Here is a 22,522-nt window from a genome sequence, read left to right as displayed (position 1 = left end):
ACTATACGCTTCTATTCACACAAAGAGAGCGCACCAATCTTAAAGTAACAAGTGTTTAATTTAATTGCATTTCCAAAATTTAAAATGCTCATTAGTGCGTCCTCCTTTCTTGTATTTTTAATCTGCGAAAATAATAGCATAATGATTTTTATGCGTCAATAAAAAATAATTGTAGATTTCACTTTAGCGCAATAAAAAACAGCTAATCGACTTAGTCGATGTAGCTGCTCTTTAAATAATCAATGAATGTCATCATTGTTCCGTTTTCGCTATCAAATAACTCTCTGAAAATGTTCATAATAAAAACCTCCTATAAACTCTTTTCTTATCTGCCTATAGGATATCATGATTTTCAGATAATTCTACTGACTTAGTGTATAAATTATACAATTTCGGCGTTTAGTTTTTGTACATCTTGCCCAAAGATTGCAATTTTAATATTGCATTCAAATTTTTCACCACTTATAAACAATACTTTTTTATTTTTCTTTCAAATCTTCTGGAATCAAATCCTCTAGCATCTGATTCCATTGTTATTATAAGATTATCACCCAATTCCAATCCGCTCATATCATAGTCATCCAGCTTCTTGAAATTTCTATTTGCATAATCTTCTTTATCTATTAATCCCAAATGTTCCCAATATATAGTCTTTCGCAACCTAACATTTAATATAACAAAATCTGGATATACTACATTTCCATTATTGAGTCGAAAACTTGGCTCATAGCAATATGGGATGCTATATTTTTCGAACAAATCTGCAAGAATCTTTTCTGATTTTGACCTTACGTACTCACCTTTCGCAGTATAAACTCCATTATCTATAGGATATGAGTTCTTCCCTCCGCTATGTTCCTCTAGCCACCTTGCTATATATTCTTCATTACTCTCAATCATTGGAACAATCAGGTTTCTTTTACTCGCAGGTTGTTTATCATAAATAGACATTATTTCTATAAGTTCTGTTTTTGGAAGCTCCTTGATAACTCTAGAAAGTATTTTTTGCATAGAAATAAGCTTTTTATTTACAGCAGCTTCATAATCTCGCTGTATTATATTTGCATAACCAGATATCTCATCTCTTTTAATATACTTCTTTTTCCCTGTGTCAGAATCATATTTATATAACTGCTCACGTCCATTGCTATAGCAGGATTGCACATGTATATTTTCCAATCCCTTATATTTTCTCAGGTTTATGTTGGATTTCTCTACTAACTCATTTATATATGACAGATTCTCTATTATTGCTCTCGAATCCTGTATCATTATTCCTCCTCTCTTGTTACCTTAATTTATCCCCTCCATTATACTTTTCTTCTCAATTTCTCTTAAAAAAGCAGTGCTATAATTCTTTCTAGTTTTTTCACTGCCAATATAGCAGTGTAATGCATACTCTCATCTTTCTGCACTGCCCTCAAAACAGTATTTTGAGCCAATTCCTTTTTTCTAATTTACAAACAAGCAGTACTTTTTTAAGCTATCCTTATCTCACACTGCCATGTAGGCAGTAGAATTACTACAGCACCTTTATAATACTGCTTCAAAAGCAGTACTTGGACTACTTTCGAGTCATATATACTGCTCAAACATCATATAGACCAACAAAATGAGCAGTACCATTTTGTTATGCGTAAATAGCACTGCCTTTTGCAACCTACTTTACTTTTTTAATATATCCACCGTGTGTGCACTTGCCCCTAAAAGATCGGCTCTTTCACAGACTGACATCTGATAGTTTATGAATTGCTGGAACTGTTCTTCTGTGAGGGCATTTATCTCGCGGCGCATATGATTTGCTGGGCCATCTGGAGAGATAATCTGCATGCGGTCCAAGCCTGCTTCTGCATTAAGACTCTCTATATCTTCTGTTCTCATGAACATGTAAAGGTCATCTTCACCTGGGCGTACATGGAAAGTTTCATCAAGCTTTCCATCTGCGATGTTTTCTAAGACATGACCTTCCTTGATTCCGTATGTAAGGAAAGCGTATTCATTCATGACATAGGCTACTAATATATATCCACCTGGGCGGGTAACGCGCTTAGCCTCTGTTAAAGCTTTTAGCTGCTCTTCTCTGGTCTTGAGGTGATACATAGGTCCAAAAAGCAATGTGAAATCAAAACTGTTTTCTTCAAATCTCTTAAGCTTCACTGCATTTCCCTGGAATGCTTTTACTCCTGTACCTTTAGCCTTTAGCATGCCCAGGTTATGCTTTACAAGCTCCACTGCTGTTACATCGTAACCTTCTTCCCAAAGAGGAATACTATAACCTCCTGTAGCTGCGCCAATATCAAGAATCTGGATATCAGACTTAGACTTGCCTGTTTCCTCGGCAAGCTTGTCTAAATATTTGTGGACATATTTCATAGTCACAGTATATTCCATGATTCCATGGCGACTGTTTAAGCGTTTGTCTTCGTTGAATTTGTTGTAGTACTCTTCAAGATTAGTCATATATCTCCTTTAAAAAGGACCTCATACGTTGTATGAGGTCCTACACTGTTTATACTATTTTTATTATTTAGCCCTACCACAGCATTGTTTATACTTCAAACCACTTCCGCAAGGACATGGATCGTTAGGGAAGACCTTCTTTACTTCGCGCTTCTTTGGAGCACGTGTTGCTGTGTCGTCCTTATTTGTTCCAGTAACCTTTGCTACTTCCTCACGCTCTACCTTCTTCTCGATGCGGATTCTGTAAAGCATTGTAAGTGTGTCGTTGATGATAGCTGCGTTCATTGCATCGAGCATATCGTAACTCTGTGCCTTGTACTCATCAACTGGGTTACGGTTACCATAAGCCTGAAGACGGATACCCTGACGGAGCTGCTCCATATCATCAATCTCTTCCATCCACTTACGATCGATAACTCTAAGGAGGATAACTCGCTCAACCTCTCTAAACTGCTCAGGCTGCTCGAACTCTCTTTCCTTAGCATCGTACATCTTAAGAGCGATGTCAGTAAGCTTTTCTTTAAGCTCCTTCTTGCTCTTGATATTTCCGATAGAAAGCTGTGTCATAACAGGAACTGGAATTACTGGGCAAAGGAGATGATTAAGCTCCTGAAGCTCCCATAGTTCCTTCTCAACATCATCTGGAATAGTCTTTTCAATACACTCGTCAACCTTATCGCGAATCATGCCGAGAATCTGGTCGTGCATATCTTCACCCATAAGTACTCTGTGACGCTGTGCGTAAATAAGCTCTCTCTGCTCATTCATAACCTGATCGTAATCAAGAAGGTTCTTACGAGCTGAGAAGTTGTTTTCCTCAATCTTCTTCTGAGCCTTTTCGATTGCATCAGAAAGCATCTTGTGCTTAATCTGTTCACCCTCTGGAACTCCAAGAGCGTTGAACATGTTGATAAGTCTCTCTGAACCGAAGAGTCTCATAAGATCATCCTCAAGTGAGATGAAGAACTGTGACTCACCCACGTCTCCCTGACGACCTGAACGTCCACGGAGCTGGTTATCTATACGACGTGACTCGTGACGCTCTGTACCGATGATCTTAAGACCACCTGCTGCACGTGCATCCTCGTCAAGCTTAATATCAGTACCACGACCTGCCATGTTAGTAGCGATTGTAACTGCGCCATGCTTTCCTGCCTCAGCTACGATTTCAGCTTCCTTCTCATGAAACTTAGCGTTAAGTACGTTGTGCTCGATGCCTTCTCTGCGAAGCATCTTTGAAACGAGCTCTGAAATATCAATATCAATAGTACCTACAAGAACAGGCTGACCCTTTTCATGAGCCTTCTTAACCTCTTCTACAACGGCCTTATACTTTTCTTTCTTTGTCTTATATACAGCATCATCGTGATCGATACGCTGGATAGGACGGTTTGTAGGAACCTCTACAACGTCCATTCCGTAAATATCACGGAACTCCTGCTCCTCTGTAAGAGCTGTACCAGTCATACCAGCCTTCTTATCATACTTATTGAAGAAGTTCTGGAATGTGATGCTTGCAAGAGTCATAGACTCACGCTTAACTTCAACATGCTCCTTAGCCTCGATAGCCTGATGTAAACCATCTGAGTAACGACGACCTGGCATGATACGTCCTGTAAATGAATCAACAATCATAACCTGATTGTCTGCAACTACATAATCCTGATCCTTAAACATAAGGTTGTGTGCACGAAGTGCAAGGATGATGTTGTGCTGGATTTCAAGATTCTCTGGATCTGCAAGGTTCTCGATATGGAAGAACTGCTCAACCTTCTCGACACCCTGTGCAGTAAGGTTAACAACCTTGTCCTTCTCGTCTACGATGAAATCACCAGTCTCATTTCTCTCAACGCCCATGATAGCGTCCATCTTAGAGAATTCTGGAAGATCCTCACCACGCTTAAGCTGACGAGCGAGAACATCACAAAGCTCATAAAGCTTTGTAGACTTTCCTGACTGACCAGAAATAATAAGTGGTGTACGTGCCTCATCGATAAGAACTGAGTCAACCTCATCGATGATACAGTAGTGAAGGCCTCTCTGAACAAGATCCTTCTCATATACACACATATTGTCACGGAGGTAATCAAAACCAAGCTCGTTGTTTGTGATGTATGTGATATCACAATTGTAAGCTTCCTGACGCTCCTCCTTTGTCATGTCATTTAAAACCACACCTACTGTAAGACCAAGGAAACGGTGAACCTCACCCATCCACTCAGCGTCACGCTTTGCTAAGTAATCATTTACAGTAACGATGTGTACGCCCTTGCCCTCCAAAGCATTCAAATATGCTGGAAGTGTAGATACAAGAGTCTTACCTTCACCAGTACGCATCTCTGCGATACGACCCTGATGGAGGATAATACCACCAATAAGCTGAACTCTAAAGTGCTCCATGCCAAGGGCACGCTTACCTGCCTCACGAACAGTAGCATATGCTTCTGGAAGAAGGTCGTCTAATGTCTCTCCATTTGCAAGTCTCTCTTTAAACTCAGCTGTCTTTCCACGAAGCTCCTCATCTGTAAGAGCCCCCATAGCATCCTTATACGATTCTATCTTATCAACGATAGGCTTAATTCTCTTAAGCTCTCGCTCCGAATGTGTTCCAAATACCTTGTCAATAATATTCATTACATCTAATCTCCTAACCTAAGGGATTTTAACAGTTACAAAATCCCACAAACTGCATCTATTTTAACAGAAAAAGGCTAGTTTCTCAATGTTTTGATGAACTTCGCTTTATTGAAAAATATAATTTACGTTGGCAAAGGAAATTTTGTCCATTATCTTCAGTTTTCTAGGGATTTTGTACACTAATGGCTCATTATTCAGGTATGTCTGATTTGTGGAATTCAAGTCGGAAATATAATAGTCATCACCTTGTCTGGTAATCTTCGCGTGACTGCTGCTAACAGTTCGTTCTTTTAAAACTGCATCATTATTTCTTCCTGTGCCAATTCTGAAAACATCTTTGTTTACAAGAAAATCATCCTCCTGCTTCTGACCATCATAAACAAGCTTGCCTGTGGGCTTTACATCTGTCAGTAATACAGTCTTTTCCTCAAACTCGTAATCAGGGTCCACTATGAAATCCTCAAATGAAGATTCTTCCTCATCCTTAAACTGAATTCGCATATTTAAAAATGATTTTACTGAATCAAACAAGTTGCTAAATCTGCCTGAATTCACCGGCTCATGCACATCATACATTTCTGCAATACTATCTGCCTGTGGGATATATTCATCCTGATAGAACTCCATTTCCTCAGTAGATTCCATGGCGTAAGGATCCACCTTTTCCACATATGTTTCCTGCTCTGGTTCCTCCTGAAGACTATCCAGTATTTCCTGGAAGGTAAAATCTTCCTTTAGGCATAAATCATAGGCATTATATATCTGCTCTGCCAACTTTCGATTGTCCTTGGGAACCAGCTTTAAAAAATATTCCATCAGCTGCCTGAACTGCTGCTGTACACCGCCCATATCCTCAGGATAGTAGCAGAGACTCACCTTGAAACTATCGTTTGATTTCTCAAGAAAAACCGTCTCCTTACTAAGAAAAATATGATTTTCATCAATTAAATATCTTGCTATCTCTTCATAGGCAAGTTGAATATTTAAAATCAATCTTCTGAATACATCCAGAGTCAAATCTCTAGCCTCAATAAAATCCTCCAGATTTTCTTTCCTGCTTATGTTGTAGTTGTACTGCTGCACTCCATTCATCTTTACCTTTGTATACTTAAGCAAAGCTGATATATCATTTTCTTCTATCATTCGCTCTTCATATCCGGAAGAAGCTTCTGCAACTTCCAGAACCATAAAGCTGTCGTTATGCTGTCGTTTATAATTAATTTCCATAATCTACCTAATTAAATATGGCATGTATCACGCCAACAACTCCTTCCTTTTTTCTAAAGAGACCAACTGCATCAAATGCATCCGGCTGGTAGCTCACATAATCCAGGGCTTCATAAAACAAATCAAATGCTATGCAGATTGCCATGCCTACAATCAAAATACAAAAACTGAATACGTAGGCAGCTTCCACTGTGTAACTTCCCTTTAAACGCATGCCACGATTCCTCCCACATTAGTAGCTGTAAAAAGTAGTAAATATCCAACTAGCAAAAAAGGTACAAAGGGCAATTCCGAATCAATCTCAACACGATGTCTTTTTACGTGAATGGTGCCGACAATGGCAGCCAAAACAGTGCTTACCCATAAGACCACCAATGTATCTGTGAATCCCAGATATAATCCTGTGACGATAATCAAAAGTGCGTCGCCCTTGCCGATTTGCTCTTTTGATAAAAAACTAAACAGGTAAACCAGCAATCCAACTATCACACCGCCAACAACACTAATTAAATCGTGGGGCCTATATACAAGATTGATAATTATTCCAACTATGCCAAATATCAGAATATCTCTTACCTTTATCTGTCTGTCCTTCAAGTCATCAAAGGCTGTCATACAATACATACAAACCAATCCAAATACTTCCATATCTTTCCTCTACTTTTCTCCCGTGCATTTACTGCAGGGTCTCATGCTATTTTTTACTTCCTCATATAAAACTTTTCGAATGTTATGTTTTATTTCTTTGCAATTTATATCGCTATGCCAGGCGGCTCCATAGTCAGTCACATACAAAAAACCTCCAGGCTTGGTATCTTTACATTTGTGGCATTGATAATATATTCCGCCACTTTTATTTCGTGCTGTTTTTATATCTTCAGCAGATAATTTATGTACTGAAGGATTTAAATATGTGCACATATAGTTTCTGTGATAGGCCTCTCCCTTGTCGGTTATATACACATACCTTGCATCAAGTGAAAACTCGGCCTTGTCATAACCTACCCATTTCCTGCATCGGGACCTTTGGGTAATCTCATATGTGTAATTTCCAAGCAATCCTATTGGGAACGTGAGATCATAGCTCACCTTCAAATCTATGTAGTTGCCCTCGACAGAGGAATCACTGAAATCAAATCCAGCCGCCCCTCCATCTATATATTCTATGGGCACCTTATGTTCTACTACCTCATAACCAGCCATTGTAATGGTGGCAATCAAAAGGCCTGCTTCCGACAGTTCTCCCGTTAATGTTGGCTCCTGAGTAGCTGGGTCTATATCATTATCAGACTCACCTTCGTTTGCCATATTTCCCAGAGTGACTGCCATTCTTCTGCTTGCTGTATCCAGGGACTGCTGCACCCCTGACTGAACCTGTAGCATTCTGAAAATAAACATTCCAAAAACCATAAGGGTGATGAACAATGGCAAAACCACCGCCGCCTCTATGGTGTAACTGGCCTTTTTAAAGGAGGCATAAAAAGGCATCTCTTTATTGTTGCGCTGGTGCATAGCGCTTTTAGTATCATGGGAAAAAGGTTGACCTTGAATACTGGGTTTAATATTCAAGAAAGATTTATAGTTACTTAGAGACACCTATTTACACCTCCTTTCAAAAAGTTAGTAAGACATAATTTTATTTCTAACAAAATAGTAGTGTCCCACGTCTCCTCTTTTCACATTGCCTCCTGCAAAAAGAGATAAAAACATTTCCTCTGCAGAATATGTAAGCTCAATATCTGCAGCCCAAACCATGTTGTCCACCTTTACATTCTTGTAATCATCAGTGGAATTAAGAGCATTCTCCATAACATCCAAAGCTCTCATTGCCAGTTTTTCATTACTTCTAAGGGCTAGAAATCCAATAAGATATTCCTTATAGCCCGTTCCGCTTCCGCAGTCCATGGCCTTGAAATTTACATTACCCACATTGGATAAATGCCAGACATCTGAAGTCCACTGATCCAGATTTTTAATTGGGGCAATCTTTCCACCAGCCAGTAACAAACGAACATCCAGGGTTGCTTCGGCATACGCCCATGCGCCAATCACCGCATATTTGACTGCTTCAATAATTGCCGGATTCATGGTAAATCCTGCCATTGCTTCAGCCGCTGCTGTTGCCTGAGTCTTCAATGCTGGTGTTTGCATAATTGTGGCGTAATTAGCAGCTTCTCTCACAAGAAGAATTTGCTCCACAACCGATGCCAGACACTGAGGATCTGTCTCCTTTCCTGAAAGAAGATATTCCACCTCATATTTCAAGCCATCATGCTTTAGGTCATTTCCAAAATAGCTATAATTGGTCATCAGATAATCTATAAACAACGCCTTATCTATTATGCCTTCGCCTTCTTCAACATCCATGTTTCCCTTCGACAACTGACGATGAGAAGGTAAATTCTCTAACTGTGTGCTTTTATCTGAGAGTGTCTCTGCATTTGTCACTGTGGCAAGCACACCTTTAGAAAATGATTCCTTCAAAACATCAAAGGCATCTAATGGGTCATCTTCCATCTTTGCAGGTTCCTGATAATCATCAGGATTGGTATCGGGATTATCATCTTCGGCTGCGGCTCTTCTTTTTTCAGCCAGTTCAGCTTGGGCGTTATTAAGAGATTTTTTCCCGCTTTCTATTTTTATTTCCACAGGGATTTTTTCGATACCATTAACACTGTCTATATGGTCCTGTATTCCATCGATAATCTGACTTGTCATGCCATACTCAGCTGCACTGACGCCAAGGCCAACAACACCTGCGCCATCCTTATCAGTGAGTACAGCGTATTTTTTCACTGAACAGTTTTCTGCCGCCATTCTGGCAAAACTAAATCCACTTTCCACATCAGAATTACATTTACAAAAATCCAATGTTCTCTGCTCCATCATTCCGGGGCCTGCCAGATTCTCGCCATAACCCATATCTACAGCCAGCATTTTATAATTTGCCCAAAGATATGGATTGTATTCTGAAAATGAACTTTCCGCCGCCATATCTGTATATTCCTGCGCAAAACTCTGCATTTCGTATAGCCTGATACATTCACTCATTGTAAATACCAGACACATAACAGAAACCAGAATAAAAGTGAAAAATACAGACACGGACCCTTTAGCCATTAAATTCTCTTAGCCTGAGAATTGATTGTCTTGAACAGGCTCTCTACCAAATCATTAAGATTGTCCTTGAAGATAAGGACTATTCCGATTAAAACAACGAACATTTGTGGCGAGGGGACTTAAAGCCAGTAATATCAATGCCTTTGACGACATCCACAGTGTGTTTACAGTCCTTAAAATAGGGCCAAAGCGTCAATCTGACGTCAGGTTTCTTATCATTGTGACGTCGTTTTGGCGTCAAAAAGCCCCGACCGTTTAAGTCGAGGCTTCCTGTACCATTACATATTGATTAAATGATTAAGAATTGCCAGCATATCTGTTTCATCAAGGCTCTTTTTTACAAAAGCACTTCTGATATTCCTGTCTATTCTCCTGTAGGTGGTTTCTATATATTTTGTAGAAACATATTCTTCAAACTCAGAATTAGGAGCAATCCCGCTCTTAGGCCTTTCAATGACAATTCTCTCGTAGATAACTTTGTCACAAGCCTCAGGTGCCGCCTTGCACATATCGATCAATCTCCTATCGCAGGCAATCTCTTTGTTTGTGGTTTCATCCAGCCTAAGGCGAAGTGACTGGCGGTAAATATACATCTCATACTCAGGGTAAGCTGACATGTCTTTCATAAATTCCTTAATAATCTCCTGTTGCTCAACCGAGTCGAACTTCTTCTCTTTATAATTTGCTTCATAATCCGTTAAGTCTTCAAGGTATGAAGCATCTTCCATAGCAGCCATTACATCCCAAATCTGATCCATAGAAAGCTCCATAGAATCATTCGCCAAGTGCTGGTTCTTGAAAATGTCTTCCACCTTGAATACAGTACTTCCATTTTCCATATGAAGAGCTGCCATAATCTTTTTCACATGACTTTCCCTCTTCATCTGATATTCCTTACGTTCACGCTTCATTCCAATAATCTTTTTGGTCACGCCGCGGGTTCTTGCCCTGACAAAAGCGTCAATAGAATATGTCTGAGTGCCCTCTAAGTATGCAGGATTATTGAACTTGTGGATTTCTTTGAGGATATCTATTCTGAGCTCATTCTTATAATCATCCTCATAATCATCCAGTTTACCGGGTGTCATTTTGATAACACGTCTTGTTTCAGTGCAAATAGTCTTTTCAAATGCTTTGCACATTTCGTTTTCGATTTCTTTCTGCTCCTCTGAGCCAATGGAAGATACCAGTTGCTGATTTGCAACGGAAGCGCCGTCATTTCTTAAAGCGCCTAAGATTGGAGACATCCTTGTAAGATATGCTGTGGCAGTCTCCTTCTGTGGATCGAAAATAAACTGTTTTCTCATATTATTTACCTCCTACTTGGTCGTGGGGCACGATTTGCCCTAATCCGGAACTCCGGAAAAACTTTTCTGAGGTAAATTGGGAACTTTGTTTTTTTCTGTTCATGTTCTGCTCCTTTCGATGTGTCCGAAAGGATATGGACATGTGGTTCCCGAGACTTGCAAAAAAAAGCGACGCACGAATCTATGGTTATGAACCATCTCTTTCAGTCAAAATTCTTCATTCTGACCTTTTGAGATTTATGTCCATACCCTTTCGTGACGTCACTATGAAATGGTATTTCTCAGCCTTGTTCTTGCTGAGCTACGCTCAGTATAAGCGCTATAAAAACGCATTAACATTAAGTGGTATTTAATGTTTGACGCACAAAAAAAGAGCCTTCCCAGCTCTCTTCTAAAACAGAAAACTGTGAAGGCTCGCTAATTGCCTATTCTATCCATTAAGTCCCACTTAATGATTTTCATGAAATTTTTTTGTTTTTTTCCATTCTCTCCTTTACCATCTTCACAACCGGATTCTTATTTGGAATCCAATCATTAGTAACCTTTGCCATTATCAGCTTTTCAACCCACTGTTCCCACGTATCATCCATGTGATCTGTAATAAGGATTCTGATAAACACATTTGATACAGCTAACGCTTCAATATTGTAACCTGCTGCATTTAGGAAATAGATTGCCTGATGCTCCTGAAGGTAAAGTCCCTTACATAAAGCTAATGCTGTACCTTTTTCGATACTGGGATCAATACCGTTTCGATAATTGCTTATGCTTACTGTACTTACTCCGCATCTTCCCGACAATTCTTCTGCCGTAATGTTATTGTCGGTCATATAGAAATCCAGTGCGCCAGCGAACCCTGCTTTCATTCCACTACGGACATCCTGCATTTCATCATTTATCTGAGCCATAATCTTATCAATCTCGTTCTGCATCTGCTCCTTGGACTGATTTATCTTATGGTCTGGATCATATTTTACAGGTACATATTCATCGGCATCCACTTCCCTGCAAAGGAAGCATCTGCGGTAGAATGTGTCTTTATACTGGTCACTTGCATTATAGTCTCGTCTAAACAGGAAGCAGCACTCATCAACATGCTCAAGACCATACTCCGTCAAAATGTACTTCCCGTTTTCGTTTAATTCAACATATTTAGGATCATTCCATGCAAGTGTACAATTTGCATATACAACAACTCCATGAAGATATAACTCCAATAATTTAGCATTAGTAGCGATGCTCATTAACAGGTTCTGTTCATCAACCACAAAGCTATGTTGTTTATCCAATGTCCCTTTTCTGAACGCATAGGGCGGTAACATCATTCCATCACAATATACAAAAGTACCTTCAACCTCTTCAAATCCAAGTTCAAAAAGACGTAATTTTGCAGAAAGTAATGATACCGAAAAATAATTCGCAACACTTCCAACAGTGTTCTGCAAAACCTCAGCATAACGCCAGTTGGGATGTGTCGTGTGAATATCCTGCAAATACTTATTAAATATCCACCTTGTAGTCTTTTCCGGCATAAGTATTCTTGGTGCTAGCTGATTAGCCTGCCATTCCATCCATTTTAGGGCTGATTCTTCGGGTCCAATTCCGTTATAATCACCCTCAACCATTTCACAAGAAATGTGATTAGCTCCACCTTCAAGAACACTTTGCAGTTCAAATGCTCTTCTATGCCTGTCCCAGTGAACGCACTCATGAATGATAGTGTTAAATGCGGTTCCTATGTTTCTCATAAAGAAAACATCGGGATTTATGAGCATGGTTCCGGGAGTAGCAACTATTTGAAGCTCGTTCTTATTTACCAGATCATCGTAAACTGTGACCGTTTCCTCTCCGAAGTAAGTCTTACCAAAAACCTTATCTCCAAGAGGCGCATAATACATTTTCATACCCATCGCTTCAACAACCTCGAAGGGGTCTATCCTCATAGGTTGGAGCAATGCTTTCCCATAATTTCTCCGAAGGAAGTCCTCGGCGTGCTTATCAACATCCTCTTCATACATATATGGTACGAGGCTCTGACTTAAGCTTCTATTCTTATCAAACCTGTTTTCTTCATAATCATCTACCTTTGTGATTGATACATCATGAAGGCCGTTCCGTAGCAGTGCTTCAAAAAACACATTATAAGTTCGATTGGCAGAATCCGTCTCGTAACCGTAACGGGTCCTTCCACGAACCTCAACAACCGCATCTATAGATGTGCGGATTTCAAGCTTGTCTTCTCCCAGATCCTTAAATGTAACCCCGGATACCTTAAAATCTGATAACTCAGCATAATTGATATCGTAAATCTGATCACTCTCAAAACTGCTCTTTTGCCGAATAATATGCGGATTAAGAGCTGCCCAGATTTCATTATAGTAATTGTCGTACATGAAATCCTTGAAATTTGTGTACTTCTTCATAACCTTACCCAATTTGAAAATACCCTCTCTTTTTTGTTTTATCTACATATAATCATATGGTGATTTTGTCCTTCCTTTTTGCTTTGTTTGTATAGATGACTCTGCATCCTCCCTTGTTGCAAACAAGCGATGTTCCTTAACTTTTATTCCGCCTCCGGAATCCTTAAACTTTATGAGATACATACCACCGGCAAAGCTTTTTATCTCTACCTCTCGTACAATTCTATTCGATTCCACAATAAAGGCTGTATCCCCTGCTTTCATTTTTGCCATAACAAATACCTTTAAAACTTGACGGTTATCTTATTTGCCTCTTCTTCAGTAATATCCTCGTAATCCCAATCTTCACCACAAAAGATACAGAGTGCTTCCCTTTCTTCAAACCATGTTCCATCAATTTTCTTTCGCTCCATAAGCCCATGATCATACCTATAAACACGCTCTGCAGTCATTTTCTCGCGGTCATATTCATATGCTATCCAAAACTTATCTATAGACATATTCATCATTCTCCCTTAAGCTCTGTAAGCATTTTTCTAATTTGTTCCTTCAACCTATCCCATTCCTTCGGCTCTATTTCTACGTCAAATCTACCAAGTCCTATATAACTGAGATCAACATGTTTATCTTGGTGCTTCGCTTTTACTCTGTTTGTCTTATGGTATTTTTCATATTTATCTATCAGTCGAATTGTCTCATACTTTGGGCTTTCTACAATCTGATCATCAACTATTGTCAAAAACATCCAGGTCAGCCCATCTGTAAATAAAACATATCCTCTGTCAAATGCGTTTATCTCAGCTCGAATCTCGCTCTCATTTTCACTAATATAGTCACTTAGATCCCGATAATGGATTCCATCATCTAAGATAGCCGGCTTCTTCGTTTCTACCATAAGATAAGGATTCATAGGATTATTAAAACTATATTCCAATGGAACATAAATATAGTCCGGAACAACATAGTTCCCATCATCCTTCTTTGCGCATATCGTTGCCATACGCTCTTTTGTTGGTGTCGTAGCCTCTGTCTTGGGTCCTGTTGCTCGGTCATCAAAAACTGGGACTATCTTTACTCCATCTATGCTGCAAGACTTTAAAAATGGAATAAATATTTCACATAAGTAATGTTCATGATTACACTCTGCTCTAAGTTCAAATAATCTGCTTATAAATTCATCAAAAGTGATGTAATCATTGCTTGTAGCTATCTCCATCTTGTAACATCTCCTCCAGATCTTTTATGCAGCCTTCATCCGCACAAATAGAGCACCCATAATTCAAATCCGTGATTAGATTAAATTCCAACTCATTCACTTTGCACTTATATACATCGCAATAAGGCATCATTTCGGCCTTACCTATTTCAACGCCTCTCCCTATAAGGAACTCCCTTATCTGAGAGAATTCATCCTCAGGTGAAACCTTGTATCCAAAGCGAAAAAACAAGTGTGTATTATCATTATCCATATGAAAGATTTCCATAGATACAACCTCCCATATTCAATATGCCATATTTCCTGTACTATAAAACGGACTCAAACACATTTTTGTCCAAAAAACTCAATTCAACTGCATAAATCCTAATAATTATATATCGACATTATTTCTACCCTTTATTATAACAAACGTTACCCTATTTAACATTAAAAGAGCCCCGTTTCCGGAGCCCTTTCGCATAGGTTATTTCTGATAAATGTGGATTTCGCCATAGTTGATTGCACGGTTCATGTTCTCAATCTCGGCTGCCTTTACATAGACTGTAAAGCTCTGGGCTACACCTTCCTCTGTGGTAAGCTCATTGCCGGAGGAATCAAATGCTCCTGCCACGTATACATCTTCCACATATAGAGTGAGTTCATCTGTTGCAGGGTCAACTGCATATACATCAATGATTGCTCCCTCTCTTAGCTTTCCGTTTACGCCCTTATCGAAGTTCGATACTGCGATACTGGTAATCTCATATCCGGACTTATATTTATCAAGCCTTGCATCTGTGGGCTTGATATTACCGGAGTAAAGGATCTGACCGCTTCCGATCGGGATATTGGTATAAAATCCTTTTTCTTTTAAATCCTTAAGAGACGTATAGGCATTCTCTGCTACTGCATTCCCGTCTACCTGGATCACATCAAAATACTGATCAACTTCATCCGGTGTGATATAGGCGTTTACCCTGATATCCTGGCTGGCTACAACCACATTCTTAAGAAGGGTCTCACGCTCTGTCATCTTATCCATCACAAGATAGATGGCTGCAACTAAGATCGCCGTAATAAGAAGCGGCACAAGTACTATCTTTACAACTCCCGGTGCCTTTACCTGCTTTTTTTCTTTCTTTTCCTTTTTCCCCTGCTTAGGGGTTTCCTTTACATTAACCTTTTTCTCAAACATTATTTTGCCTCCTCGTAACTTTCTTCACTGTTTATTTCCAAAGTACAATACAAATCTCTGCTCTTTCCTATGGGCTCGCCTCCGATAAGGCTCTGTAAGTCAAATGTGACCTTCCCATAGGCGCTTGTTTCTTTTACTGTTTCGCCTGTCGGGGTTTTTACATCTCCAAGTGCCCCATGACTCTCACTCCTTCCGCCTGACTCATTAAAGGTTGTGATGGTAACTTCCCCGTCTTCCACTTCATAACAGATAAATGTGGGATAGCGGATATTTCCGTAAAAGTCGTTCTTTGATTCAATGGCATCCTTCATGCAGTCCCTGTAAAGCCTATAGCTTTCATCAAGATCCCTGAATCTTACTACCGCCGTTCCTGTCCCTTCCCAGGTCTCAAAGTAATAGATATCATCTGCAACAAGAGCTGCAAGGACACTATCTGCCAAAGCATCATCCACATCGTGCTGAATGGTCTGTAATTTGCTGCTTGCAAGCATAAAGAGCGTAATGATTACCATAATGATAGCCATTGTAAAGAGCATCACATATCCGATTGCCCCGGTTGCTTTCTTCTTTTTCATACGCCCTCCTTACTGCTTTGCCGTGGTCTGCCTATGGATGGTTATGGTTGTCGGGTGGTGGGCTACCTTTGAGATACCTCCAGCAAAAGCGAGAATATTGTCATCATAGGTTCCCGTGATCTTAAGATATATCCTCTCTCCATAGTCAACTTCTCTGGTTGTGGTGCCGGAAAGACTAATATTGTATAACCCATAACCTTCAAGCTCATGTATGAGTGCCTGTTCATCCTCCGGCTTTAGATACCCTTCCGTTTCCATGATAAGAAGCGTCTCTCTTGCTGCCTGCCTCATAGACCACTTATCATTAATAGAAGAAAAGGCTCCAAAAACGATCACAAGAAAGGCACAGACCATAACGATACTGATAAGACTTACAAGCACGTTTTCAATAACTGATGCCTTTTTCTTCTTTAATAAAAGATTTCTCATAGGGCCTCCCTTCCTAAAATGCGATCTGCATATCAAGTAGCTTCATGATGATGCAGTATAAAATCATGATCAGAAGATCAAACGCTATAAGTAACACATACACCATCGTTTTATTTTCAAGGACGATGCACTTTCGTTTATTTACACCAGCCTGACCACGCTCGATGTTATTTTCCAGAGTCTTAAGAGCTTCCTCCACATGTCCTGTTGTCTGCAGAGACTTAATAACTGTACAAAAGCTTGCAATCTCAGGTGTTGTAAAGCTCATCTCAAACTCGTTTAAGGATTCCTCAAGACTGCGTCCTGCATCGAGATTACTTCTTAGCTTTATCATTCCCATCTTAAGGCGCTTGTTCTCAACAACTATGCAGGCATCCTTTATGGCATCAATGATGTACTGACCACCACGCTTTCCGTAAAGGACCGACCTACTCATCTCGCAGATATCCGGCATCATGGCTTCATTACTCTGCTTATTTTCCATAGACAGATACAGATCAAGGAAAAACCAGGCAAATGCCGTAACTGCTGCTGTAATAATGTACCCTGCGTCCGCATGAAAAACCTTTACAGATAGTACAAAAGTGATCACTCCCGCTACAGAAGCAAAAAGCGCTTTATACAGATACCACTGGGATACCAGGATTCCATCTCTTACAAAAATATCTGCCCCGTACTTTTTAAGCTTTATCTGTTTTCTGAGGACAAATTCCTTAAGCGTCCGCCTTTCTTTTAGATTTTCAAGCTGCTCTTTTGCATAGGTCTTACTATCTGATCCCTCTTTTCCCTCTTTTCTAAGAAGAAGGGTCTGTATCGTAGTAAAGACAAGTGCAAAGATCAAAAATAATAAAAGTCCTACTATCATCTTCTCCTCCTTACTTATCCACTCCGAAGAGCTTTGTGGTTACAAACAGATACAAAAGACCTGTGATAAACAAAATGAACTGGCCTGCCATGTTTCCTGTAAGTATCGCTTTTACATCTACTCCGATACCCTTTCCGATAAGAGCAACAATTATGACGCTCATGATGGATATAGACACAAGAGTGATCTTCATGGAAAAGAGGATGTTCTTCCTCTCTTCCCTTGCGCTCATGGCTTCCGCTACCTGATTCATCATCTGCTGCAATACCTCTTCATAATTTGCCTGGTAGTGCATACAGTTCTTTAGGTTTACAATGATGGTCTGAAATGTCCTGTTATCCACAGATTCCTTCATTACATCAAAGGCAATGTCGATATCCCCGGTCTTTTCTGCATCAAGAAGGAACTTTTTTATAAGCTCTCTTATGGGACCGTCCATACTTGGCAGGGTTCTTGTCATAATGGTTACGATATCTGAGCTACCCTTTGCATGGTTACTTAGGATTGAAATAAAAAGGCTCGTATCCTCTTCGATCTGGTTGTAGGTTCTTCCCGATAAAAAGATCACCACCAAAAACTCTGCCGTAACCACTGCAAGAGCAACAAAAAGTCCAAGGAACACGTTACCTGCAAGGTTAGATACCAAAATCGCTGTAGTAATAAGGCTTATGAACAGTATCCCTATAAAGACTTCACCTGACAGGTGCGGAAATGTCTTTTTTAGTCCGCTCATGGTAATCAGCCTGTCGATTTTATAAAGAAAGCTCCTGTTTTCGATCACTCCATACTTTGATACAAACCAGTTCTCTTCCTTTACCTTCTTTTCAAGGTTTCCTTTATACTTTCCGTAGATTTCCTGAAAGATGCTGCGCTTTAAAAACTCCTTATGGATAATGAGGCTTACGATAAATATGCTAATTGCTATCACTATCCAAAGTGCTACCCTCACTGGATTCATCTATCTCACTCCCTTCTGTTTCTTCCTCTTCTTCAGGACTTGCCCCTATCACAATCTCTGACTCATCAAGCCCCGGATCGGAATTTTCTTCTATATCTTCATAATCAATGTCAAGGCTTGGATCAAAGATACAGACTCCGTACTCGTCATACTGCTTTATAGGATCATTCCAGTTAATGCCCGGATCATACGCCTTCCCGTTATAAGCTAAAAGGTCTTCATCCGCTACATATCGAAAGAGTCCTACGCCCTGCACGAAGTAGTACCCTGACTTAAACCACTCCGGAATCTCAATCTTTATACAGTTGGCATGTAAGAACTCATAATCATGACAGACAAACCGCTCAAGCTTTCCAAAGCTATGGATGTTGGCTTTTAACTTAAAGTCCTGATAAAAGGTGCCTGTGTAAAACTCGCAGATATAAGATTTATCTTTTTCAAGATTCATTACGGTTCCGCCATCTGATACGGTTTCCTCATTTACTTCCATGCCGCCCACCTTATCAAGGTAAAGTCTTGCTATAGTATCAAACTCTGTTACCTGAGCTGCTTCTGATTTCATATCCACGTAGTATTTGTAATCATCCTCATCGGTCTCTGCATAAGTTATGAAATAGTGTCCGCCTCCGTCAGCTTCCATGTTTGATACTCCGATGGAATACCCGTAATCAGCAAACCTTTCAAAGATGATCTCCTCCGGAACTGTAGTATCTGAAATATAGATAAGAGCATTCTTACTGGTTACAGTTGGGATCTGATCATCTATATCTGACGGGATCCAGATACTTCTTGGATACTGGTCGATATCTGACAGTTCATCTCCCTTAAAGTTGATATCACCTAAGGGGCAAGCAAAGAATACCGGATCTCCTACCCTGTCCTGAGATAAATCATTTCTGATATCTGTTTCTCCCTCATGCTCCCAGACATAAGCTTTGCCGCTACTTAGCTCATAGACATTTGAGTACTCATTTGGCTTATCCTCAGTCTGTCCCTCTAAAGTCTGAAACACGCTGCAGCCCGTTAAGGAAAGAGAGAACACGCTTGCAAGTACTGCCGCTACTATGTTTTTCATACTGCCTCCTTCGTAAAGGGATAAACCTTTTCAAGTACGAGCTTTCCTTTTTCATGGTCAAAGTCCATGATCCTTACGATCTCATCCACACGGAAATTTCTTAGATGTACCACATACTCAAAACCAAGAAGCTGCTTTAATGCTTCCCTGTTTCCATAGCCTGTTGCCTGAGAGATATAATCTGCCATCTTCTCTACTGCCATCTCACAGCTTTCGCCGTGTACAGATGTCCAGCACTTATGCCCTGTCATAGAAGCTTTGGAAAGTCCGGCAGCTTCCGATCCTTCCTTAACCTCTCCAACGATTACCCTGTCAAGGTCTACAAGAAGTGCTACTCTTGTAAGGTCTCCAAGGTTATAGCTAACCTTACTATCTCCGCCATTTACCATGACATGTGCAGCGATAAGGTCTGGGTGATTAAGGTCAAAAAGCTCTGCATTCTCCTGACAGATCATGACAGAATCTGTTTCAGGGATCTTTTCAAGACAGGCATTCATAAGAGTTGTCTTACCTGATGCACCCTTCCCTGTAAAAAGGATGCCTCTGCCCCTGATCATGCGGTGTAAGAGGATATCAAACTCTGACTTATCCTCTGAGATATAAAAGTCCGTGATTTCTTCCTCCGACATGCTCTTTGCCACCTGGTCTGAAAACATTCCCATCTCATCAAGTTCTTTAAGAGAATACTTATCCTTCGGAATCTTTCTTATGACCACACATGGACTTCCGCCTACGATCAAAAGACCGCTTATGACTGCAAGACGCAGGATAAAATCATCCTGATCTGCATCGGTAAAGGTCTGGATAGCATTAGCCGTACCAAGATTTACCTTGTTTCTCTCTAAAAGTCTTGTTACAAACCTCTCATAGCTTTCCTCTGACGGAAAAGTAATGGCGCTACTCTCCCTTTTTCCTTCACGCTTGATTCTGATATGGTTCGCATCATGGATCTTAATATCTGAGATAGTCTTATCATGGATAAGCTCATCAATAAGCCCGTATCCCCAGATCTCCTTATTTACAAAGGAAAGTACCAGATCTTTATCTTCCTCTGTCATCTCATTTCCGTTTTCATCCTGAAAATCAGAAAGGCTCTCCCTGATGCTTTGTAAAACCTTATCCTTATCGGATGAAAGGTTTCCGTATGTTCTTTTGTTTAAGTTATTTAAGACTCCCTGCCCCTGGTTCTCGTAGAACTCTTCTACAAGGGTTAGGGCAAGGGTTCTAAGTTCAGTTTCCCTGTTCACTTTCTACCTCCGTTTCCTCTATTACTTCATGGTGATAACTTACAGGACGCACAGCTTTTACATAGATAAGTGCTGATACGACTGCTATTACCAAGACAAGAACAAATGCAAGGAGCTTAACAAGGAGCTTTCTTTGTGCTTTCGGATCTGCCTCCCTTTCCTTCCTAAGAAGCAGCTCCTCTTCCTTTTTTAGCTCTTCTGCCTTTTTCTTGATGCGCCCGATATCTTCTGTGGATTCATACCGCAGGGTCTTTACCGGCTTAAAAAAGTAGCAGTACATGTACTTTCCGTATGTCATGTCCTGAGTGTAATTACATCCAAAAGCAATGCCGATAAGGATAAGCCCAAGAAATATGAAAATACATACCGCTCTTGGCGTTCCAAGAAACATCGGCATACATACATTTGCTACAATCCCCGCTCCAAGGCAGGTAAAGAAGATGATCTTCTGCAAGATGCTTTGACCTTTTAATGCATCAATCCCAAAGAGCGCATCTGAGTCTATTTCCTCTAAATTTACGTTTCTTTCCATCTGTGCCATAACTAAACCTCCTACAGCATCCTTGCTATGATCGAATCTGTTCCTCTTACAAGGCCTGCGATCACAATCGGTGTAATCGATGCCTGAACTGTCATCATGATGCAGTTTTCAATATCACTTCCACCGGAAAGCCCTGCACTTACAAGGTCTGTACATAAGGTGCAGCCTGTCTTTATGATGACAACCATCATTGCTCCAGAGATGCAAAAGCCAAAGAAGGTCTTTAAAAACTGAAGCATGCTTCTTCCAATCTCATGACCACCTGCTCCCATTGCTACCGCTATCCCTGCAAAAGGCATGATGATAAGTGGCTTTAAGATTCTCTGAAATGCAGAACTGATAATGGAAAGGCAACTGGCAACCATCACAAGTACAAGGACTACTCCGCCGATAAGTAGAAGTGCTGCGCAGCCAAGCGCTTCAAAGAGTTTTCCTATCCACTCTCCCGACAGTTCAAACTCCGGAAGCTCTAATGAGTCATGTATTATCCTCTCCAAATCTCCTCCCATCGAAAGGGTGTAGCCGCTTGCCGTTCCAAGACTTGATGTAATTCCATCTGAAAACTCTATGATGTAGCCAAGGATTTCCCACAGATGCGCTGCAACAAACAAGATGATGCAGTATCTGACCGCATCCATTAAAAACCGCTGCGCCTGCTGTTCCGGCGGAGAAGTTACCACCGATTTATAAATCGCTATAACGAAAAAGCAGGTGGCTATGGGAATGGTAGCTGCTGAGATGCTGTTATAAAGCGAATGCACCGTTCCGTAAGGTGAGCCACCTGCCGCACTCGTCGGACTTGTGGAAAATAGCGTCATGGCAAGACCCATCAGGGTGTTCCAGATAGTGAAGGAAGCGTTATAGAGTGCTTTTACAACTGTTTCCATCACAAACCTCCCTTTTTAAGTTAAAACTGCCACGAGTGCTCCAAGCCCAAGAAGCACGCCGCCTGCTACCACCGAGTAAACTGCCTGGTGCTCGCCCTGCTGATCCATCTGACGAAAAGCCATTGCAAACTTGATGCCGCCGTAAACCAGCATAACTGCGCCGATCGAGGTACCCAGTGTGATGAGGACTCCTTTAAGTGAGTCGATTGCATGTGTATAGCCCATATCCGTTTTCTCCTTTCGTTTTGGTAGGACATCCTTCGCCCTTCGTAAGTTATGTGGGACATGAGCCTTGCTAATCCGAAACAGGATTTTAAAAATTTGCAAAAAAATACCCCGAACCGTGATTTTTCACGATTCGAGGTTTATAAGTTTTTG

Annotated in this window: 25 protein-coding genes; all 25 read right to left on the bottom strand. The window is 40.5% G+C overall.

Features of this window, described 5'->3' with window-relative positions; all coding sequences use genetic code 11:
- Nucleotides 1-462: 462 nt before the first annotated feature.
- Nucleotides 463-1,272: a hypothetical protein gene (locus G592_RS15940; protein WP_036952214.1), complete on the bottom strand. Its 810-nt coding sequence runs from the start codon at nucleotides 1,270-1,272 to the stop codon at nucleotides 463-465.
- Between the two features lie 393 nt (nucleotides 1,273-1,665).
- Entirely contained in the window at nucleotides 1,666-2,460 is a 795-nt protein-coding gene (locus G592_RS0107855) for a class I SAM-dependent methyltransferase (protein ID WP_028247345.1), read from the bottom strand.
- A gap of 63 nt (nucleotides 2,461-2,523) precedes the next feature.
- Complete coding sequence (gene secA, locus G592_RS0107850) at nucleotides 2,524-5,094, bottom strand: preprotein translocase subunit SecA (RefSeq protein ID WP_028247344.1); 2,571 nt, start codon at nucleotides 5,092-5,094, stop codon at nucleotides 2,524-2,526.
- Between the two features lie 108 nt (nucleotides 5,095-5,202).
- Complete coding sequence (locus G592_RS0107845; RefSeq protein WP_028247343.1) at nucleotides 5,203-6,324, bottom strand: DUF6382 domain-containing protein; 1,122 nt, start codon at nucleotides 6,322-6,324, stop codon at nucleotides 5,203-5,205.
- 7 nt (nucleotides 6,325-6,331) lie between these two features.
- On the bottom strand, nucleotides 6,332-6,538 hold the full coding sequence (locus G592_RS0107840) for a hypothetical protein (RefSeq protein WP_028247342.1): 207 nt from the start codon (nucleotides 6,536-6,538) through the stop codon (nucleotides 6,332-6,334).
- Nucleotides 6,529-6,972 (bottom strand): prepilin peptidase, encoded by a 444-nt coding sequence (locus tag G592_RS0107835; RefSeq protein ID WP_028247341.1) that lies wholly within the window; start codon nucleotides 6,970-6,972, stop codon nucleotides 6,529-6,531. The genes G592_RS0107840 and G592_RS0107835 overlap by 10 nt, the downstream gene beginning before the upstream one ends.
- 9 nt (nucleotides 6,973-6,981) lie before the next feature.
- The gene (locus G592_RS0107830) at nucleotides 6,982-7,920 is read right to left on the bottom strand and encodes a TadE/TadG family type IV pilus assembly protein (RefSeq protein WP_028247340.1); all 939 of its coding nucleotides are present in this window, start codon (nucleotides 7,918-7,920) and stop codon (nucleotides 6,982-6,984) included.
- A gap of 24 nt (nucleotides 7,921-7,944) precedes the next feature.
- The gene (locus G592_RS0107825) at nucleotides 7,945-9,444 is read right to left on the bottom strand and encodes a DUF5702 domain-containing protein (RefSeq protein WP_028247339.1); all 1,500 of its coding nucleotides are present in this window, start codon (nucleotides 9,442-9,444) and stop codon (nucleotides 7,945-7,947) included.
- Entirely contained in the window at nucleotides 9,444-9,548 is a 105-nt protein-coding gene (locus G592_RS18075) for a Flp1 family type IVb pilin (protein WP_081660343.1), read from the bottom strand. Before G592_RS18075 ends, G592_RS0107825 begins: the two co-directional genes overlap by 1 nt.
- 174 nt (nucleotides 9,549-9,722) lie before the next feature.
- The gene (locus G592_RS0107820) at nucleotides 9,723-10,751 is read right to left on the bottom strand and encodes a hypothetical protein (protein WP_028247338.1); all 1,029 of its coding nucleotides are present in this window, start codon (nucleotides 10,749-10,751) and stop codon (nucleotides 9,723-9,725) included.
- Nucleotides 10,752-11,209: 458 nt separating this feature from the next.
- On the bottom strand, nucleotides 11,210-13,174 hold the full coding sequence (locus G592_RS15935; RefSeq protein ID WP_155942174.1) for a helix-turn-helix domain-containing protein: 1,965 nt from the start codon (nucleotides 13,172-13,174) through the stop codon (nucleotides 11,210-11,212).
- A 42-nt stretch (nucleotides 13,175-13,216) separates the two neighbouring features.
- Nucleotides 13,217-13,447, bottom strand: coding sequence for a hypothetical protein (locus G592_RS0107810; RefSeq protein WP_028247337.1), 231 nt, complete (start codon nucleotides 13,445-13,447; stop codon nucleotides 13,217-13,219).
- Nucleotides 13,448-13,458: 11 nt separating this feature from the next.
- Nucleotides 13,459-13,674: a hypothetical protein gene (locus G592_RS0107805; protein WP_143001139.1), complete on the bottom strand. Its 216-nt coding sequence runs from the start codon at nucleotides 13,672-13,674 to the stop codon at nucleotides 13,459-13,461.
- Between the two features lie 5 nt (nucleotides 13,675-13,679).
- On the bottom strand, nucleotides 13,680-14,390 hold the full coding sequence (locus tag G592_RS0107800; protein WP_028247335.1) for a hypothetical protein: 711 nt from the start codon (nucleotides 14,388-14,390) through the stop codon (nucleotides 13,680-13,682).
- A complete protein-coding gene (locus G592_RS0107795) occupies nucleotides 14,368-14,658 on the bottom strand; it encodes a hypothetical protein (RefSeq protein WP_028247334.1) in 291 nt (96 codons plus the stop codon). Before G592_RS0107795 ends, G592_RS0107800 begins: the two co-directional genes overlap by 23 nt.
- Before the next feature lie 198 nt (nucleotides 14,659-14,856).
- Complete coding sequence (locus G592_RS0107790; RefSeq protein ID WP_028247333.1) at nucleotides 14,857-15,567, bottom strand: SAF domain-containing protein; 711 nt, start codon at nucleotides 15,565-15,567, stop codon at nucleotides 14,857-14,859.
- Entirely contained in the window at nucleotides 15,567-16,142 is a 576-nt protein-coding gene (locus G592_RS0107785; protein ID WP_028247332.1) for a hypothetical protein, read from the bottom strand. The genes G592_RS0107790 and G592_RS0107785 overlap by 1 nt, the downstream gene beginning before the upstream one ends.
- 9 nt (nucleotides 16,143-16,151) lie before the next feature.
- Nucleotides 16,152-16,571 (bottom strand): DUF4320 family protein, encoded by a 420-nt coding sequence (locus G592_RS0107780; protein ID WP_028247331.1) that lies wholly within the window; start codon nucleotides 16,569-16,571, stop codon nucleotides 16,152-16,154.
- Nucleotides 16,572-16,584: 13 nt separating this feature from the next.
- Nucleotides 16,585-17,436, bottom strand: coding sequence for a type II secretion system F family protein (locus G592_RS0107775; protein ID WP_028247330.1), 852 nt, complete (start codon nucleotides 17,434-17,436; stop codon nucleotides 16,585-16,587).
- A gap of 10 nt (nucleotides 17,437-17,446) precedes the next feature.
- On the bottom strand, nucleotides 17,447-18,394 hold the full coding sequence (locus G592_RS0107770; RefSeq protein WP_028247329.1) for a hypothetical protein: 948 nt from the start codon (nucleotides 18,392-18,394) through the stop codon (nucleotides 17,447-17,449).
- Nucleotides 18,351-19,469 carry a hypothetical protein gene (locus G592_RS0107765; protein ID WP_028247328.1) on the bottom strand — a complete coding sequence of 373 codons (1,119 nt, stop codon included), beginning with the start codon at nucleotides 19,467-19,469 and terminating at the stop codon, nucleotides 18,351-18,353. Before G592_RS0107765 ends, G592_RS0107770 begins: the two co-directional genes overlap by 44 nt.
- On the bottom strand, nucleotides 19,466-20,716 hold the full coding sequence (locus G592_RS0107760) for an ATPase, T2SS/T4P/T4SS family (RefSeq protein ID WP_028247327.1): 1,251 nt from the start codon (nucleotides 20,714-20,716) through the stop codon (nucleotides 19,466-19,468). The genes G592_RS0107765 and G592_RS0107760 overlap by 4 nt, the downstream gene beginning before the upstream one ends.
- Entirely contained in the window at nucleotides 20,700-21,257 is a 558-nt protein-coding gene (locus G592_RS0107755; protein ID WP_028247326.1) for a hypothetical protein, read from the bottom strand. Before G592_RS0107755 ends, G592_RS0107760 begins: the two co-directional genes overlap by 17 nt.
- 11 nt (nucleotides 21,258-21,268) lie before the next feature.
- On the bottom strand, nucleotides 21,269-21,895 hold the full coding sequence (locus G592_RS0107750) for a hypothetical protein (protein ID WP_028247325.1): 627 nt from the start codon (nucleotides 21,893-21,895) through the stop codon (nucleotides 21,269-21,271).
- Between the two features lie 264 nt (nucleotides 21,896-22,159).
- Nucleotides 22,160-22,369: a hypothetical protein gene (locus G592_RS0107745; protein WP_028247324.1), complete on the bottom strand. Its 210-nt coding sequence runs from the start codon at nucleotides 22,367-22,369 to the stop codon at nucleotides 22,160-22,162.
- Nucleotides 22,370-22,522: the final 153 nt, after the last annotated feature.

Source organism: Pseudobutyrivibrio ruminis CF1b, assembly GCF_000424005.1.
Taxonomy (GTDB): Bacteria; Bacillota; Clostridia; order Lachnospirales; family Lachnospiraceae; genus Pseudobutyrivibrio; species Pseudobutyrivibrio ruminis_C.
Note: the sequence above shows the minus strand (reverse complement) of the source record. Positions and strands in the feature narration are given on the sequence as shown.

Excerpts from the sequence above, each read along its gene's own strand:
- G592_RS0107750 (WP_028247325.1), bottom strand. The coding sequence starts at position 21,895 with ATGGATGCGGTCAGATACTGCATCATCTTGTTTGTTGCAGCGCATCTG.
- G592_RS0107775 (WP_028247330.1), bottom strand. The coding sequence starts at position 17,436 with ATGATAGTAGGACTTTTATTATTTTTGATCTTTGCACTTGTCTTTACT.
- G592_RS0107845 (WP_028247343.1), bottom strand. The coding sequence starts at position 6,324 with ATGGAAATTAATTATAAACGACAGCATAACGACAGCTTTATGGTTCTG.
- G592_RS0107765 (WP_028247328.1), bottom strand. The coding sequence starts at position 19,469 with ATGAAAAACATAGTAGCGGCAGTACTTGCAAGCGTGTTCTCTCTTTCC.
- G592_RS0107820 (WP_028247338.1), bottom strand. The coding sequence starts at position 10,751 with ATGAGAAAACAGTTTATTTTCGATCCACAGAAGGAGACTGCCACAGCA.
- G592_RS0107855 (WP_028247345.1), bottom strand. The coding sequence starts at position 2,460 with ATGACTAATCTTGAAGAGTACTACAACAAATTCAACGAAGACAAACGC.
- G592_RS0107840 (WP_028247342.1), bottom strand. The coding sequence starts at position 6,538 with ATGCGTTTAAAGGGAAGTTACACAGTGGAAGCTGCCTACGTATTCAGT.
- G592_RS0107770 (WP_028247329.1), bottom strand. The coding sequence starts at position 18,394 with ATGAATCCAGTGAGGGTAGCACTTTGGATAGTGATAGCAATTAGCATA.
- G592_RS0107825 (WP_028247339.1), bottom strand. The coding sequence starts at position 9,444 with ATGGCTAAAGGGTCCGTGTCTGTATTTTTCACTTTTATTCTGGTTTCT.
- G592_RS0107795 (WP_028247334.1), bottom strand. The coding sequence starts at position 14,658 with ATGGAAATCTTTCATATGGATAATGATAATACACACTTGTTTTTTCGC.
- G592_RS0107785 (WP_028247332.1), bottom strand. The coding sequence starts at position 16,142 with ATGAAAAAGAAGAAAGCAACCGGGGCAATCGGATATGTGATGCTCTTT.
- G592_RS15940 (WP_036952214.1), bottom strand. The coding sequence starts at position 1,272 with ATGATACAGGATTCGAGAGCAATAATAGAGAATCTGTCATATATAAAT.
- G592_RS0107780 (WP_028247331.1), bottom strand. The coding sequence starts at position 16,571 with ATGAGAAATCTTTTATTAAAGAAGAAAAAGGCATCAGTTATTGAAAAC.
- G592_RS0107800 (WP_028247335.1), bottom strand. The coding sequence starts at position 14,390 with ATGGAGATAGCTACAAGCAATGATTACATCACTTTTGATGAATTTATA.
- G592_RS18075 (WP_081660343.1), bottom strand. The coding sequence starts at position 9,548 with ATGTTCGTTGTTTTAATCGGAATAGTCCTTATCTTCAAGGACAATCTT.
- secA (WP_028247344.1), bottom strand. The coding sequence starts at position 5,094 with ATGAATATTATTGACAAGGTATTTGGAACACATTCGGAGCGAGAGCTT.
- G592_RS0107755 (WP_028247326.1), bottom strand. The coding sequence starts at position 21,257 with ATGGCACAGATGGAAAGAAACGTAAATTTAGAGGAAATAGACTCAGAT.
- G592_RS0107790 (WP_028247333.1), bottom strand. The coding sequence starts at position 15,567 with ATGTTTGAGAAAAAGGTTAATGTAAAGGAAACCCCTAAGCAGGGGAAA.
- G592_RS0107835 (WP_028247341.1), bottom strand. The coding sequence starts at position 6,972 with ATGGAAGTATTTGGATTGGTTTGTATGTATTGTATGACAGCCTTTGAT.
- G592_RS15935 (WP_155942174.1), bottom strand. The coding sequence starts at position 13,174 with ATGAAGAAGTACACAAATTTCAAGGATTTCATGTACGACAATTACTAT.
- G592_RS0107745 (WP_028247324.1), bottom strand. The coding sequence starts at position 22,369 with ATGGGCTATACACATGCAATCGACTCACTTAAAGGAGTCCTCATCACA.
- G592_RS0107805 (WP_143001139.1), bottom strand. The coding sequence starts at position 13,674 with ATGTCTATAGATAAGTTTTGGATAGCATATGAATATGACCGCGAGAAA.
- G592_RS0107810 (WP_028247337.1), bottom strand. The coding sequence starts at position 13,447 with ATGGCAAAAATGAAAGCAGGGGATACAGCCTTTATTGTGGAATCGAAT.